Origin of the sequence: Paenibacillus tarimensis (assembly GCF_021532315.1) — a bacterium.
GTDB classification, from domain to species: domain Bacteria; phylum Bacillota; class Bacilli; order Paenibacillales; family Paenibacillaceae; genus Paenibacillus_I; species Paenibacillus_I tarimensis.
This window is the reverse complement of the sequence record NZ_JAKGAO010000011.1, coordinates 119,933-134,663: the sequence shown is the minus strand read 5'-3', so window position 1 is coordinate 134,663 and position 14,731 is coordinate 119,933. Positions and strand designations below refer to the sequence as shown.

Here is a 14,731-nt window from a genome sequence, read left to right as displayed (position 1 = left end):
TAAAATAGATGAGGGTTGACAGGGGTAGTGGCAGATGAACAAGAGAGAAAACGGTGACAATCTCTGGCGGGCGGCCGGTCTGGTCGGCGTCATGGGCCTTGATATCGCATTGTGCATCTTGCTCGGCTATTTCCTTGGGAATTGGCTTGGCGGCTCGCGTGGGTGGGTTGTCGGCGGAATTCTTGCCGGGCTGGCCGTCGGTATTTTCTCCTGCATCGTTTTGGTCAAGTATGTACTGGAGGACTCCGATGGATGAGCTGTTGAAGAGAGCCGCTAGGTCTGCGCTTTTTTTTATGTCTGCGCTGTGCGCGGCGTGGGCGCTTGCCCCGGATGGCAGAACAGTGGCTGCCGGTCTAATCCTTGGCACCGCAGCAAGTCTTGTGAATGCGTTTTTATTGCGCAGGAGGATTGAGCTGATTGCACGTCTGGCGCTGGATAACAGCGGGAGAAGAGCAACGCTTGGTCTGGCCAGCAGGTTGGCGACGATTCTGCTTGCTGTCATGGTGTCTTACCGCTTTCCCGGGTATTTCGCATTGCCCGCAACATTGGCAGGTTGTTTTTATGTCCAGATTGCGGTTTTTTTTACAGCGGTTGCACAGAATATTAAGGGTAACAACGGAAAGGGGTGAAAACACAGTATGCATTTATTTCCGGTTATAGAGGTTGGAGGTTTTCACTTGGACCTGTCAACCATCCTTGCGCTTCTGGTTTCCTGTACGGTTGTGTTCGTGCTCGCAAGGGTAGCTGTAAGTAATCTGTCGGTTCATAATCCGTCCAGGATGCAGAATTTTCTGGAATGGGTCGTGGATTTTGTACATAACCTGGTCGCCAGTGCGATGCCGCTAGAGAAGGCGAAGAAGTTTATCGCATTAGGGATGACGTTGATTATGTTCATCTTCGTATCCAACGTGCTGGGTCTTCCCTTCGGTATTGTGACCGAGCATCATCATGAGTCGAAGATCTTCGGTTACACCTATGTGACCGACGAGATGGTCGCTGAGCATGATGGTCATGCGCATGTGGCATGGTGGAAATCGCCGACAGCCGATATCATGGTTACGCTGGGCCTTGCGGTAGTTGTCTTCTTCCTGATTCACTATCTGGGCTTCACCCAGAACCGGAAGCACTACATCAAGCACTATTTCCAGCCTTTCTGGTTCTTCTTCCCGCTTAATCTGCTTGAGCAAGTCGCTAGGCCGATTACGCTGGCTGTACGTCTGTACGCCAACATCTTCGCCGGTGAGCTGCTCATTGCAACCATTTTGATGCTGGGCTTTGTTGGTTTCCCGTTACTTGCCGTATGGCAGGGCTTCAGTATATTCGTAGGCGCCATTCAGGCGTTCCTGTTTACGATTCTGACAATGGTGTATATTTCACAGGCCATTGTGCATGAAGATCATGATGATGATCATGATGATCACTAGCATTCCCCTTGTTAACTCGAATCCCGTCTGATGTATTTGACGGCGGGTTATCTCGGGATCACTAATAGAACAAACCAAAATTTGAATGATAATCGAGGAGGATTTTACAAATGGAATTTTTGGCAGCAGCAATTGCAGTTGGTCTGGGCGCAATCGGCGCAGGTTTCGGTAACGGTATGATCGTGAGCAAGACAGTTGAAGGTATCGCTCGTCAGCCAGAAGCACGCGGTGCTCTGCAGACGACTATGTTTATCGGTGTAGGTATCGTCGAGGTTGTTCCTTTGATCGGTGTCGTCCTCGGCTTCCTGATGTTCTTCTCGTAATATAAGTAATCTACAAAATCCTGGGGCGGGGAAGGCGTAAGCCTCCACGCCTTCTGTTTGTATGAATCTGCCACTCGGCAGGGGAACTAATAGATTCAGAAAGGAGTGCCGAACTGTGGAGTTTTATTGGGAATCGACAGTAATCGCGATTGTTGCGTTCATCCTGCTGTATATGCTGCTCAGCAAATACGCATTCGGACCGCTCTTCGCTGTAATGGAGCAGCGCAGACAGCTCGTGAAGGATGAAATTGCAAACGCGGAAGCAAGCCGCAAGCAGGCTGAACAGCAGCTTAACGAGCAGAAGCTAGCCCTTCAAGAGGCACGTAAGGAAGCCTTCGAAATTATTGAGCAGGCCAAGAGATCAAGCGCCAAGCAGGCGGATGATATTCTGGATGCTGCCAAGCAGGAATCGGTGCGCCTTAAAGAAGAGGCTGTCAAAGATATCGAGAACGAGAAGAACAAAGCGATCTCCGCTCTGCGCAGCCAGGTTAGCGGCATGTCCGTCATGATCGCTTCGAAGATTATCGAGAAGCAAATCGACGAGAAATCCCAGGAGCAGCTGGTTGACCAATACCTGAAACAGGTAGGGAACAAATCATGAGCCGGGAAACCGTCATTGCAAAACGCTACGCGAAGGCGCTGTTTGAAGTAGCCAAGCAGCAGAACGGTGTTGCGGGCGTGGAGCAGGAGTTGAAGCTGGTTGCGGATTCCATTGCAAAGGACCCGCAGATCGTCGCTTTTCTCAGCTATCCGAACATTGAATCGGGGAAGAAAGTAGCACTGATCAAGCAGGCTCTGCAGGGAAAAATCTCGCAGGATGTTCTGAATACGCTTGAACTGCTGATCGAACGCGGCCGCCAGGATGCGATCGGCAGTGTGTACGATGCCTATACGAAAATCGCGGGCGAAGCGCTGGGCCAGGCGCATGCGACCGTTTATACAGCCAAGCCGCTTGATACGGAGGAGATGAACAAGATTGCTTCCCGCTTCAGCGCGATTGTCGGCAAGATGATTGTTGCGGAGCAGGTAGTGGATCCTTCACTGCTCGGCGGTATTAAAGTCCGGATCGGGGACCGTCTCTATGACGGCAGCTTGTCCGGTAAGCTTGAACGTCTCGAAAAGGCGATCAAATCTTAAGCACTGTAGATAGGGGTGAGCGAATTGAGTATCAGACCTGATGAAATCAGCACGCTGATTAAACAGCAGATTGAACAATATAAAACGGAAATTCAAGTCGTCGAAGTCGGTACTGTAATCCAAGTCAGCGACGGTATCGCCCGCGTTCACGGCCTTGAGAATGCAATGTCCGGTGAGCTCCTCGAGTTCTCCAACGGCGTTGTAGGTATGGCTCTGAACCTCGAGGAAAGCAACGTAGGTGTCGTTATTTTGGGACCATACACGGACATCCGTGAAGGTGACGAAGTGAAGCGTACAGGCCGGATCATGGAAGTTCCGGTTGGCGAAGCGCTCCTCGGACGCGTCGTTAATCCGCTCGGACAGCCGCTCGACGGCAAAGGCCCGATCGCAACAACGGCTTTCCGTCCAGTTGAATCTCCGGCTCCGGGCGTTATTGACCGGAAATCGGTTCATGAACCAATGCAGACCGGTATCAAGGCAATTGATTCGATGGTACCAATCGGCCGTGGCCAGCGCGAGCTGATCATCGGTGACCGTCAAACAGGTAAAACAGCGATCGCCATCGACGCAATCATTAACCAGAAGGGCAATGGCGTGAAATGTATCTACGTTGCCATTGGCCAGAAGCAATCTACAGTTGCTAACGTAGTGGAAACACTTCGCCGCAACGGTGCACTTGACTATACAATCGTTGTTACAGCTTCGGCTTCCGAGCCGTCCCCGCTGCTCTTCCTGGCACCTTATGCCGGCTGCGCAATGGGCGAATATTTTATGTATAAGGGCGAGCACGTGCTCGTAATCTATGATGACCTGTCGAAGCAGGCGGCTGCATACCGCGAGCTCTCCCTGCTGCTCCGCCGTCCACCGGGCCGGGAAGCTTATCCGGGTGACGTATTCTACCTGCACTCCCGTCTTCTGGAGCGTGCAGCGAAGCTGAGCGACGAGCTTGGCGGCGGTTCACTGACAGCCCTGCCATTCATCGAAACGCAGGCATCTGACGTATCTGCATATATCCCGACGAACGTAATCTCGATTACAGACGGTCAGATCTTCCTTGAGGCTGACTTGTTCTACGCGGGCCAACGTCCGGCGATCAACGTCGGTATCTCTGTATCCCGTGTAGGTGGTTCCGCACAGATCAAAGCGATGAAGAAGGTTGCCGGTACACTCCGTCTGGATCTTGCCGCATACCGTTCACTCGCCGCGTTCGCGCAGTTCGGCTCCGATCTTGACAAGAGTACTCAAGCTCAGCTGACGCGTGGTGCGCGTACGATGGAAATTCTGAAGCAGGGCGTTAACCAGCCGATGTCTGTTGAGAAGCAGGTTATCAGTATCTTCGCCGCTGTTAAGGGTCATCTGGATGATCTGCCGGTTGAGGCAGTAGGACGTTTTGAGAAGGAACTGCATCTGTATCTGGAATCGAACAGTCCGCAGATTGCTGCGGCTATCCGCGATTCGAAGGATCTGAGCAGCGACACCGAGAAAGCCCTCACGGATGCAATCGTTAAATTTAAGAAAAGCTTCGCCGTATAACCGGCGCTAAGCATAGATGACCGCGGCTGAAAATGGAGTAGGCAGGCGGTCAACTGCTGCACCAAACACCAGGCTTGGGCCGAACAGGAGCAGAGCTGCTGGAGAAAGCGGACTGTCCGCTGGGAGGCCTGGGCAATAAAGGCGGGTGAACAAGATGGCAAAAGGCATGCGCGAAATCAAGAGCCAAATAAAGAGTACGCAGAATACGATGCAGATCACGAAAGCGATGGAAATGGTCGCTGCTGCAAAGCTGCGCCGTGCTCAAGAAGCGGCTCAGGCATCAAGTCCATACGCAGATAAGCTGAAAGAGGTTGTCGCGAGCATTGCAGCCGGTACGAAGGGTGTTACTCATCCGATGCTGCAAAAGCGTGAAATCAAGAAAACAGGTTATCTGGTGATTACGTCGGACAGAGGCTTAGCGGGCGGTTATAATGCCAACGTACTCCGTAAGCTGGTCAATACCATCCGTCAAAAGCATAAATCTGCTGATGAATACGTTCTGTTCGTGATCGGACGTAAGGGCCGGGACTACTTCCGCCGGCTGAATATGCCGATTACGGAAGAAGTGATCGGGTTGCCTGACTCCCCAAGCTTCGCGGACATCAAGTCTGTTGCTTATACGGCAGTCAAGCAGTTTGAGGAAGGCACCTATGATGAGCTCTACATTTACTATAATCATTTTGTGAATGCAATGACTCAGATTCCAACTGAAAAACGGCTGCTTCCTCTTGAGGAAGTGAGCGGCGGCACGCAGTTGACTAGTTATGAATATGAACCGTCTGCTGAGCGCGTGCTGAACGTGCTGCTGCCAAAGTATGCAGAGACGCTGATTTACAGTTCTGTACTGAACGGCAAAGCGAGCGAGTTCGGCGCGAGAATGACAGCAATGGGATCTGCTACGAAGAACGCGAAGAAGATGATCTCTGAGCTCACGCTCACGTATAACCGGGCGCGTCAAGCGGCCATTACGCAGGAAATTTCCGAAATCGTGGCAGGAGCAAACGCACAAGGCTAAGCTTCGAAGCCGCAGGGTACTAGCAATGTACCCTGGGGGGCGGAGGCTTGATTCGGATAAGCAGTACAGATGAGGGAACCAGGAGGGAAAACAATGAATAAGGGACGCGTTATATCCGTTACGGGTCCGGTCGTCGATCTCGAATTCGAGCGCGGACAGCTGCCGGAAATTTTGAACGCGATCAAGGTTGAACGGAAAGGCCAGGCCGGTGCTGCAGATATCGATCTGACACTGGAAGTGGCTGTTCACCTTGGCGATAATATGGTACGTGCCATTGCTATGAGTACGACAGATGGCCTCGTTCGCGGTATGGAAGCTGTCGATCTTGGCGGGCCAATCACGGTACCGGTGGGCTCTGCTACGCTGGGCCGCGTATTCAACGTGCTTGGCGAACCAATCGATAATGCTGGCGTTGCGCAATCGGAAGTTAATCTGCCGATTCACCGTCAAGCTCCTTCTTTCGACGAGCTGTCGACACAGGCAGAAATTCTGGAAACCGGCATCAAAGTTATCGACCTGCTTGCACCGTATGCGAAGGGCGGTAAGATCGGTCTCTTCGGTGGTGCGGGTGTAGGTAAGACGGTTACCATTCAAGAGCTTATCAACAACATCGCTCAAGAGCACGGCGGTATCTCTGTATTTGCCGGTGTAGGCGAGCGTACACGTGAAGGTAATGACCTATATCATGAAATGAAGGACTCGGGCGTTATCAGCAAGACGGCCATGGTATTCGGTCAGATGAACGAACCGCCGGGTGCCCGTCTGCGTGTTGCCCTTACAGGCCTCACAATGGCTGAATATTTCCGCGATGAAGAAGGCCGTGACGTTCTTCTGTTCATCGATAACATCTTCCGCTTTACACAAGCGGGTTCCGAAGTTTCCGCCCTCCTCGGCCGGATGCCGTCCGCGGTAGGTTATCAGCCAACGCTGGCAACCGAAATGGGTCAGCTTCAGGAACGTATTACATCCACCAAGAAGGGGTCGGTTACATCCATCCAAGCGATCTACGTGCCTGCGGATGACTATACGGACCCGGCTCCGGCAACAACATTTGCCCACTTGGATGCTACAACTAACCTGGAGCGCCGGATCTCCGAGATGGGTATCTTCCCAGCGGTTGACCCATTGGCATCCAGCTCCCGGATTCTGAGCCCGGATGTTGTAGGCGAAGAGCACTACAATGTAGCCCAAGGGGTAAAGCGTATTTTGCAGCGCTATAAGGAACTGCAGGATATCATCGCAATCCTGGGTATGGATGAGCTGTCTGAAGAAGATAAACTGACTGTTGCGCGCGCACGTAAAATTCAGAACTTCCTGTCTCAGCCGTTCCACGTGGCCGAGCCGTTTACAGGACAAAAGGGAATCTACGTACCGGTCAAAGAAACCGTCCGCAGCTTCAAGGAAATCCTTGAGGGCAAGCATGACGACCTACCGGAAAGTGCTTTCCGTTATGTCGGTACGATCGAACAGGCCGTGGAGAAAGCCAAAACGCTGTAAAGCGTAGGACGGGGGTATCCACTTGAGCACTCTATTGCTGGAAATCGTGACACCTGAGCGTAAAGTATATGCCCAGGAAGTCGATATGGTTGTAGTGAAGGGCGAGGAAGGCCAGCTCGGCATCCTGCCGAATCATATTCCGCTTGTAACACCGCTTCAGATTGCACCGGTAATTGTGAAGAAGGGCAAGCAGGAAGAGACAATCGCTGTTAACGGCGGTTTTGTTGAAGTTCGTAAGGACAAGGTCGTTATATTGGCAGAGAGCGCGGAGCTTCCTGGCGATATTGACGTAGAACGTGCTTTGGCGGCCCGCCAGCGTGCGGAGCAGCGTCTGGGCAGCGGCCGGCGGGATGAGATTGACTACCGCCGGGCGGAACTCGCACTGCAGCGTGCGATTAACCGGATGGAAGTTAGCAATCGGGTAAAATAAGCTTTCCTTACCAGGAAGCAAGCTAAGAGGTTGTCCATGTAGCCATTACGGCTGCTTGGCAGCCTCTTTTTTATTTGCCCTGCCATCAGCTGAAGTACCAGGGGTGCAGAAACTCAGGAGATGAATGATTGATTTGCAGTTGACACCGATAATGAGAATCGTTATCATAATAAAGGTAGTTATACATAATCATGATTATTTATTACAGGGGGCTAGGTTCAATGACTATACGTAAACAAAGTTTGAGTATCGGACTTATTATTATGATGCTGGTACTTGCAGCATGTGGTGGAAATAACGCAGGCAGTAACGGAGCGCCGAATAACAGCAATACGGGTAATGCAGGTGGACAGAATGAAGCTGTTCAAGAGCCGGCAGAGAATAATACACTAGCAGGAAACAATGGGCCAAACAATGGGCCAATCACCATTAATACCGTTAAAGGAGAAGTTACACTCGATAAACCGGCAGAGAGAATCGTTTCCCTGGAGTGGACCTACACAGAGGATCTGCTGGCGGTTGGTGTCCAGCCTGTTGGACATGCGGATATAGAAGGCTATAAGAACTGGTACAGCATTCCCCAAGAGCTGTCTGCTGAGGTCACCGACGTAGGTACAAGACAGGAGCCAAACCTGGAGTTGATTACAAGTCTCTCTCCCGATCTGATTATTGTTCCGGACTATCGCTCGGCAGCAAACTATGACCAGCTGGCGGCAATAGCACCGACGATCGTATTCGGTCCTTACCCGGCCGAGGATGCAGGCTATGATCAATATGAAGAGATGGAGAGCACGTTCCGTGAGATTGCCAAGGCTGTAGGCAAGGAAGCAGAAGCCGAGCAGGTTCTCGCGAACATGCAGGAAGCTTTCGCAGCAGCCGCAGATAAGATCAAAGCAGCAGGCAAGGAAGGGCACAAGGTTGTTTTGACCCAAGCATGGAGCACCAATAATGTACCGGAGTTCCGGTTGTTCACGGATAACTCCCTGGCTGCCCAGATTCTTGAGAAAATCGGTCTTGAGAATGCTTGGGAAAGTGACAAGTTCGAGGTGTACGGCTTTTCGACCAATTCTGTAGAGGCATTGTCTAAGATCGAGGATGCAAGCCTGCTCCATATGGTACAGGATGAAGACAATATCTTCGAGAACCAGCTGAAGGACAACGCGGTCTGGAACGCCTATCCCTTTGTAAAAGAAGGCCGTGTTTATGCACTGGGCGGTGACACATGGCCGTTTGGCGGACCGCTGGCGGCTGAAGTATTTGCAGCGAAGACAGCTGATCTATTAAGTCAATGAAGATGAAGAAGAATCTGCATATCCTGCATACCGGACAGCCCCAAACTCAAGGAGCAACGGTTAAGGGAAGACCAGCTGCCGGCTGGATTATGGGGATTAGCGGGATCGTGCTGCTTGCACTGATCTCGCTCCTTCACATTATGCAGGGTGAAGCTGGACTGACAGCAGAACGGGTGCTGCAGGCTATCCTGCAGCCGAGTGGAGAAAAAGAGGATCATATTGTTTGGACAGCCAGACTTCCTCGTACAGCTATCGGCTTTCTGGCCGGCGGTTCGTTGGCGGTTGCCGGCATCTTGCTGCAGGCACTGACCCGAAATCCTCTGGCATCGGCCAGTACGTTCGGCATTAATGCTGGAGCTTACTTCGCCGTAGTTGCAGCGTCGGTTGCGGCTCCGGCTCTGGCATCCTCCTTGTCGCTCCCCCTTGCGCTGCTGGGTGGAGGAGGGGCAGGGTTGTTCGCCTATCTGCTTGCTGGAGGATCACGGTCTACACCGGTGCGGATGGCGTTGTCCGGCATGATTGTATCGTTGACGCTGGCTGCGGTAACGAGCGCCTTGCTGCTCCTCTTTGAGAATGAGACGAGAGGGTTATATCTATGGGGCTCCGGTTCATTAGTACAGCTGGGCTGGGGCGGCTTCCTGTATGCCTGGCCTTGGATTGCCGGGGGATCAGCTGCCGCCTGGTTCATGGCGAAAAACTTGGATGCGATGGCACTAGGCGATGAGATGGCCCAATCGCTTGGCCAGCATGTAACGCGGGTGCGGACAGCGGGACTGCTGCTGGCCGTGCTTCTTGCAGCCATAACAGTGAGTGTGGTAGGTCCTATCGGCTTCATTGGTCTCATTGCGCCTCATCTGCTTCGATTGGTCGGTATTGTCAGGCATCGTCTGCTGATCCCAACAGCCTTCCTGTGGGGGGCGGTCATTGTACTGGGTGCAGATATGTTTGCTATGATGTTCCGTTCTTCCATTGGACAGCTGCCTGTAGGAGCAGTTACTGCTTTAATAGGGGCACCTTGGCTGATCTGGCTCGCTGGAAGGGTCAGCAGAGGCAAAGGCTCGGACGTCCCCAAATCATCGTCGCAGAGCACAGGAGCACATCTGCGGCATGTCCCATACTTGGGGTGGGCGGCAGGATTGGCAGTGGTACTGGCAGCCCTAATGATAGGTGGGCAGGCCTTTGGCGGAATCCGCCTGCCTTTGCAGGAGGTTGTGTCCGCTCTGTTTGGCAGCAGCGGCGGCAGTGAGATGAGCAGCAGCCTGGTCATGAAGCTCAGGCTGCCCAGGACGCTTATAGCCGCTCTGGCCGGAGCTGCCTTGGCACTAAGCGGTCTGCTGCTGCAGAGTGTGGTGCGAAACCCTCTCGCTGACCCTTCGATTATAGGGGTGACCCAAGGGGCTGGAGTGGGAGTCCTGACTTTGTTGGTCTTCTACCCGGGACTTGGCGGATATTATCTGTCGGCAGCAGCCTGTGCTGGGGCTGTACTAACTGCGGGACTCGTATATCTATTGTCAGTTCGTTCTGGATTACAGCCTGCGGTTCTGGCGCTGATCGGGATGGCCGTGTCGGCAATGGGGGCGGCGATTATCAATATTCTTGTAATCAAGTCAGGGATGAGCGCTGCAGCGGGACTTGCCTGGCTGGCCGGGAGTACCTATGCCAAGGGGTGGCCGCAGCTGCCGCAGCTTGGAGTGGTGCTTCTGATACTCGTTCCGCTCGCATTATGGCAGGCAAAGCGCATGGATATGATTCAATTTACAGATGAGTCGTCATCCGGTCTTGGTGTTAACCCGGCCCGTTCGAGACTGATAATCGGTATACTGGGTGTACTTCTGGCTGCGGCGGCAGTAGCTACCGTCGGTACGGTTGGCTTCATCGGGCTGATCGCCCCACATGCCGTGCGGCTGATGGCTGGTCCAACCCACCGAAAGCTGGTACCGTTAACACTGCTGTTCGGTGCCCTGCTTCTGGTCTTGGCAGACTTTGTCGGCAGGGCCGTGCTGGCACCGGTAGAGATACCTTCCGGCCTTGTAGCGGCACTGCTGGGAGCACCTTACTTTGTTTGGTTGATGTACGCAAGCAGCCGTTCGACGAAGCGGTCGTAAATTTGAAAAAGATTATTACAAAATGAAAAGCGCAGCCCTTACTCATCAACAGGGCTGCGCTTTTTTTTTGGCAAGTCATCTATCTGTTTAAGCCTAGAGAACTGCAACTAAAGTCAGGTTAATGGACAATTTAATGTTAAGGAGAGTCCCCGTTTACCTCCAGCTGCTTGCACGGACGCCGCTCCTTCTGTTTGGCCCGCAAAGCCCCGGGGTAAATACAGTTCAGCAGGGCAGACTAGTCCTGATGCAGGACAAGCAAATCCTATTGGAACGGAAAGGGGTTTTCGAAGATGGCTAAGAAGGAATCTACCACAACCAAGGTGAATATCGGCAAAGAGCTGAACAAACAAGTGGCAAACGGCAATGTGCTGTACGTCAAGCTGCATAACTATCACTGGTATGTAAAGGGACCAAACTTCTTCACGCTGCATGTGAAATTCGAAGAGCTCTATAATGAAGTGACTGAGATGATGGACGAAATCGCTGAGCGCATGCTGGCAATCGGCGAGAAGCCTTCGGCCACAATGAAAGAGTATATGGAGCTGGCTACAATCAAGGAAGCTCAGGGCGGAGAAGATCCGACCGAAATGGTTCAAAACATTGCAGATGACTACCGCGCTATGGCGAAGGACTTCCTGGAGCTTGCTGAGGCGGCTGAAGAGGAAGGTGATATGCCGACATCGGATATGCTGATCGGTATGGTTGAGAAGCTGCAGAAGCATATCTGGATGCTGGATTCCTACGCGGGAAAATAAGACAGGAATACGATGGCCGCTCTGAAGCCTGGCCCTATACAGCCAGCACCAGCACATAGCGGAAACCAAACAAGCGGCTCCGACGGGGATCAACCCCGGAGGGGCGGCTTTTTCTGTTTATACATCTATCGAAGTGGATAACGGCTTGACTTGCCTGCTGGTCTGCAGAAGATGTCTAAAGCTGGCTGCGGACTTGACAGGCAGGGAAGTACTCCTTATGATTAGTGAGAATTGTTATCAGTAAGGTGTCCGGGAGGTCGTACGATGATTCGACGTTTTATGGGGTATTACCGGCCGCATAAGCGGCTGTTTATACTGGATTTCGGCTGTGCTGTAGTGGTCGCTTTGCTGGAGCTGGCTTTTCCGCTGGCTGTATCGTGGGTGATCGATGAGCTGCTGCCGAAGAATCAGTGGGGTGAGATTGCGACGGCTGGCGTCATTTTGCTTGCTGTCTATCTGCTGAGCATGGCTCTGCATTTTGTAGTCAGCTACTGGGGTCACAAGCTGGGTATCAATATTGAGACCGACATGCGGCAGCAGGCGTTCAACCATGTGCAGAAGCAGTCGTTCCGTTACTTCGATAATACGAAGACTGGACACCTGATGTCGCGGATTACCAACGATCTGTTCGAAATCGGTGAGATGGCGCATCATGGGCCGGAGGATCTGTTCATTGCGCTGATGACATTCGCTGGCGCATTCGGCATTATGTGGACCGTGAACTGGGAGCTGGCGCTTATTACCTTTACGGTGGTTCCGGTTATTGCCTGGCTGATTGCGTACTTTAATGTGAAGCTGCACAAGGCGGCCACCCAGATGTTCAGAAGCATCGCCGATGTGAATGCGCGGGTAGAAGACAGCATTTCGGGTATCCGGGTTGTAAAATCATTCGGCAACGAAGCATTTGAAATCAACCGTTTCCGTAAGAATAACGCCAAATTCCGTCAAGCCAAGCTGAGCTCTTATTTGGCGATCTCGTTCAGCTCATCCGGCATGTACATGCTGACCCGGCTGATCTCGGTCATTGTGCTGGTTTGCGGCGCATGGTTCGCGTATAACGGCCGGCTGAGCTACGGCGAGTTAGTTGGCTTCCTGCTTTATGTCAACATCTTTCTGAAGCCGATTGAGAAGATTAATGCCCTGATGGAATCCTATCCGAAGGGAATGGCCGGCTTCCAGCGGTTCTGTGAGCTGATGGATTCGGAGCCGGACGTGAAGGACAAGCCAAACGCAGTAGAGGTACAGCATTTGCGGGGGGATATAGAGTTCAGTGGAGTTACCTTCGGCTACGAGCCGGGGCTGCCTGTTCTGCAGGATGTGGATTTGCAGGTTCGCGCAGGGGAGACGATTGCCCTCGTAGGCCCTTCGGGTGCCGGCAAGTCGACTATCTGCAGCCTGATTCCCCGCTTCTATGATGTTGACATGGGGAAAATCCGCATCGATGGTATCGATATCCGTGATATGACCCAGCAGTCACTGCGCTCTCACATCGGCATTGTGCAGCAGGATGTCTTTTTGTTCAGCGGCACGATTCGAGAGAATATCGCCTATGGAAGGCTGGATGCAGACGATGATGCGATATGGGAGGCGGCACGCCGTGCCCATTTGGAAGGCATGATAGCCGGCCTGCCGCAAGGGATGGACACGGTCATTGGCGAACGCGGTCTGAAGCTCTCTGGCGGACAGCGCCAGCGTCTCGCGATTGCCCGGATGTTCCTGAAGAATCCGCCGATTCTTATCCTGGACGAGGCGACTTCGGCACTCGATACCGAGACGGAGAGGGTTATCCAGCAGGCATTGGATGAGCTTGCCGTTAACCGGACGACGTTGATTATTGCGCACCGTCTTGCTACAATTCGCGGCGCAGACCGGATTGTGGTCGTGACCGAGGAAGGAGTTGCCGAACAGGGCACTCATGAGGAGCTGCTGCTTCGCGGCGGCGTCTACTCCAGGCTGCACCGGGCGCAGTTTGGCGAAGCATCGACGGTATAATAAGCAGATTGGAGTGCCGGCCACGGCTACGGTGTATAGAATAGTGAAGACGACTCCTCCTCCGGCGAGGGCTCGTCTTCTTTATTTTACCGGTGAGGGACAAGATGAGGGGCACAGCCCAGCCTTACGGAGGACTAGGTCAGGCACACGGGCAAGCATGTAAAGGACCGGATTGTAGTGAACGGAATCATAGACTAGAATGGAAGGTTTTGTTATAATTGTGAAGGAAATTTGACGGCCCTCTGTCAAGTTGGCCGATTGTCCGGCTGGAGGTGACGGTATGGTGTACATGAACAACTATGTTGTGGTAACCATCTTCATCCTGCTTGGTGTCCTGCTTCCGGCTGCGGCGTTAACGGCTGGAAGGCTGCTGCGCCCGAACAAACCGACGGAAGAGAAGCGGACAACGTACGAGAGGGGCAATGAGCCGGTCGGTGAAGGACAAGTGCGGTTCAACATCCGCTACTACTTGTTGGCTCTCATGTTTGTCATTTTTGATGTAGAAACCGTTATCTTATATCCCTGGGCCGTCGCTTATCATAAGCTCGGCCTCTTCGTGCTGGTCGAAATGCTGATCTTCGTGGCCCTGCTGCTGGTCGGGCTGCTCTAATGTCCACTCTGGCCATTGTGCTGGGCGGCTGGGCATCCATAATAAGTATGAGCTGCTTGGCGGCATGCGCTCCGCAGCTTAGATGATCAGCTATGAAGTGCCTTTGGTCATCTCAATTGTCGGCACGGTGATGTTGAGCGAAAGCATGAATTTGCGTACAATCGTAGAAGCGCAGTCTGGCGGGTGGTTATGGAATTGGCATTTCCTTCCGTAAATCATCGGTTTTTGGAGTTTTTATTATCGCGGCGGTCTCGGAGCTCAACCGGACGGAAAGACGCCCGAGGTGCTCGGCCTGCTGGCGGCTGTATCGCTGCTAGGCATCCTGTTTTACGCCATCCGCACGACGACCTTTCCAGCGGCAGAGCAGGCAGAGCGAGCAGAGGATAACACACTGGAGATTGGCAAGCTGCTGTTTACGCAGCACGTCATTCCCTTTGAGCTGGTATCGGTGCTGCTGACGGTGGCTTTTATTGGGTCGATTGTGCTCACCGGAAGGAGGCTGACTAGGAATGCTGCCTTCCTATCTGATGCTGGCCGCGATCCTGTTCTGTATTGGGCTCTGCGGGGCCCTGACTAAGCGAAATGCGGTGATCGTCCTTCTGATTGCCTTGTTCCGCC

15 protein-coding genes and 3 pseudogenes are annotated in these 14,731 nt (G+C 52.9%); all 18 read left to right on the top strand.

The window, feature by feature from the left end; all coding sequences use genetic code 11:
• Positions 1 to 34: 34 nt before the first annotated feature.
• On the top strand, positions 35 to 256 hold the full coding sequence (locus tag L1N82_RS11205) for an AtpZ/AtpI family protein (RefSeq protein WP_235287477.1): 222 nt from the start codon (positions 35 to 37) through the stop codon (positions 254 to 256).
• Positions 249 to 629, top strand: coding sequence for an ATP synthase subunit I (locus L1N82_RS11200; protein WP_235287476.1), 381 nt, complete (start codon positions 249 to 251; stop codon positions 627 to 629). Before L1N82_RS11205 ends, L1N82_RS11200 begins: the two co-directional genes overlap by 8 nt.
• A gap of 9 nt (positions 630 to 638) precedes the next feature.
• Positions 639 to 1,424: a F0F1 ATP synthase subunit A gene (atpB, locus tag L1N82_RS11195; protein ID WP_235287475.1), complete on the top strand. Its 786-nt coding sequence runs from the start codon at positions 639 to 641 to the stop codon at positions 1,422 to 1,424.
• 110 nt (positions 1,425 to 1,534) lie between these two features.
• Complete coding sequence (gene atpE, locus L1N82_RS11190) at positions 1,535 to 1,747, top strand: F0F1 ATP synthase subunit C (protein ID WP_111144745.1); 213 nt, start codon at positions 1,535 to 1,537, stop codon at positions 1,745 to 1,747.
• Between the two features lie 115 nt (positions 1,748 to 1,862).
• The gene (atpF, locus tag L1N82_RS11185; RefSeq protein ID WP_235287474.1) at positions 1,863 to 2,348 is read left to right on the top strand and encodes a F0F1 ATP synthase subunit B; all 486 of its coding nucleotides are present in this window, start codon (positions 1,863 to 1,865) and stop codon (positions 2,346 to 2,348) included.
• Positions 2,345 to 2,884, top strand: coding sequence for a F0F1 ATP synthase subunit delta (locus tag L1N82_RS11180; RefSeq protein WP_235287473.1), 540 nt, complete (start codon positions 2,345 to 2,347; stop codon positions 2,882 to 2,884). Before atpF ends, L1N82_RS11180 begins: the two co-directional genes overlap by 4 nt.
• A 24-nt stretch (positions 2,885 to 2,908) precedes the next feature.
• The gene (gene atpA, locus L1N82_RS11175; protein ID WP_235287472.1) at positions 2,909 to 4,417 is read left to right on the top strand and encodes a F0F1 ATP synthase subunit alpha; all 1,509 of its coding nucleotides are present in this window, start codon (positions 2,909 to 2,911) and stop codon (positions 4,415 to 4,417) included.
• Positions 4,418 to 4,571: 154 nt separating this feature from the next.
• Positions 4,572 to 5,432 (top strand): ATP synthase F1 subunit gamma, encoded by an 861-nt coding sequence (gene atpG / locus L1N82_RS11170; RefSeq protein ID WP_235287471.1) that lies wholly within the window; start codon positions 4,572 to 4,574, stop codon positions 5,430 to 5,432.
• A 93-nt stretch (positions 5,433 to 5,525) separates the two neighbouring features.
• The gene (atpD, locus tag L1N82_RS11165; RefSeq protein ID WP_235287470.1) at positions 5,526 to 6,929 is read left to right on the top strand and encodes a F0F1 ATP synthase subunit beta; all 1,404 of its coding nucleotides are present in this window, start codon (positions 5,526 to 5,528) and stop codon (positions 6,927 to 6,929) included.
• Between the two features lie 22 nt (positions 6,930 to 6,951).
• On the top strand, positions 6,952 to 7,359 hold the full coding sequence (locus tag L1N82_RS11160) for a F0F1 ATP synthase subunit epsilon (RefSeq protein ID WP_235287469.1): 408 nt from the start codon (positions 6,952 to 6,954) through the stop codon (positions 7,357 to 7,359).
• Positions 7,360 to 7,580: 221 nt separating this feature from the next.
• On the top strand, positions 7,581 to 8,651 hold the full coding sequence (locus tag L1N82_RS11155; protein WP_235287468.1) for an ABC transporter substrate-binding protein: 1,071 nt from the start codon (positions 7,581 to 7,583) through the stop codon (positions 8,649 to 8,651).
• A 2-nt stretch (positions 8,652 to 8,653) separates the two neighbouring features.
• A complete protein-coding gene (locus L1N82_RS11150; RefSeq protein ID WP_235287467.1) occupies positions 8,654 to 10,756 on the top strand; it encodes an iron ABC transporter permease in 2,103 nt (700 codons plus the stop codon).
• A 290-nt stretch (positions 10,757 to 11,046) separates the two neighbouring features.
• Positions 11,047 to 11,511, top strand: coding sequence for a Dps family protein (locus L1N82_RS11145; RefSeq protein WP_235287466.1), 465 nt, complete (start codon positions 11,047 to 11,049; stop codon positions 11,509 to 11,511).
• Between the two features lie 264 nt (positions 11,512 to 11,775).
• Positions 11,776 to 13,503, top strand: coding sequence for an ABC transporter ATP-binding protein (locus L1N82_RS11140; protein ID WP_235287465.1), 1,728 nt, complete (start codon positions 11,776 to 11,778; stop codon positions 13,501 to 13,503).
• Between the two features lie 280 nt (positions 13,504 to 13,783).
• Positions 13,784 to 14,113, top strand: coding sequence for an NADH-quinone oxidoreductase subunit A (locus tag L1N82_RS11135; protein WP_235287464.1), 330 nt, complete (start codon positions 13,784 to 13,786; stop codon positions 14,111 to 14,113).
• A pseudogene (locus L1N82_RS23580) lies at positions 14,113 to 14,382 on the top strand (NADH-quinone oxidoreductase subunit H); the annotation flags it as partial. The gene L1N82_RS11135 and the pseudogene L1N82_RS23580, both read left to right, overlap by 1 nt.
• A 14-nt stretch (positions 14,383 to 14,396) precedes the next feature.
• Positions 14,397 to 14,540 (top strand): annotated as a pseudogene (locus L1N82_RS23575) (NADH-quinone oxidoreductase subunit J); the annotation flags it as partial.
• An 82-nt stretch (positions 14,541 to 14,622) separates the two neighbouring features.
• Positions 14,623 to 14,715, top strand: a pseudogene (locus L1N82_RS23570) (NADH-quinone oxidoreductase subunit K); the annotation flags it as partial.
• Positions 14,716 to 14,731 lie beyond the last annotated feature (16 nt).

Excerpts from the sequence above, each read along its gene's own strand:
- atpE (WP_111144745.1), top strand. The coding sequence starts at position 1,535 with ATGGAATTTTTGGCAGCAGCAATTGCAGTTGGTCTGGGCGCAATCGGC.
- L1N82_RS11135 (WP_235287464.1), top strand. The coding sequence starts at position 13,784 with ATGGTGTACATGAACAACTATGTTGTGGTAACCATCTTCATCCTGCTT.
- atpB (WP_235287475.1), top strand. The coding sequence starts at position 639 with ATGCATTTATTTCCGGTTATAGAGGTTGGAGGTTTTCACTTGGACCTG.
- L1N82_RS11140 (WP_235287465.1), top strand. The coding sequence starts at position 11,776 with ATGATTCGACGTTTTATGGGGTATTACCGGCCGCATAAGCGGCTGTTT.
- L1N82_RS11155 (WP_235287468.1), top strand. The coding sequence starts at position 7,581 with ATGACTATACGTAAACAAAGTTTGAGTATCGGACTTATTATTATGATG.
- L1N82_RS11150 (WP_235287467.1), top strand. The coding sequence starts at position 8,654 with ATGAAGAAGAATCTGCATATCCTGCATACCGGACAGCCCCAAACTCAA.
- L1N82_RS11205 (WP_235287477.1), top strand. The coding sequence starts at position 35 with ATGAACAAGAGAGAAAACGGTGACAATCTCTGGCGGGCGGCCGGTCTG.
- atpG (WP_235287471.1), top strand. The coding sequence starts at position 4,572 with ATGGCAAAAGGCATGCGCGAAATCAAGAGCCAAATAAAGAGTACGCAG.
- L1N82_RS11200 (WP_235287476.1), top strand. The coding sequence starts at position 249 with ATGGATGAGCTGTTGAAGAGAGCCGCTAGGTCTGCGCTTTTTTTTATG.
- atpD (WP_235287470.1), top strand. The coding sequence starts at position 5,526 with ATGAATAAGGGACGCGTTATATCCGTTACGGGTCCGGTCGTCGATCTC.
- L1N82_RS11145 (WP_235287466.1), top strand. The coding sequence starts at position 11,047 with ATGGCTAAGAAGGAATCTACCACAACCAAGGTGAATATCGGCAAAGAG.
- L1N82_RS11180 (WP_235287473.1), top strand. The coding sequence starts at position 2,345 with ATGAGCCGGGAAACCGTCATTGCAAAACGCTACGCGAAGGCGCTGTTT.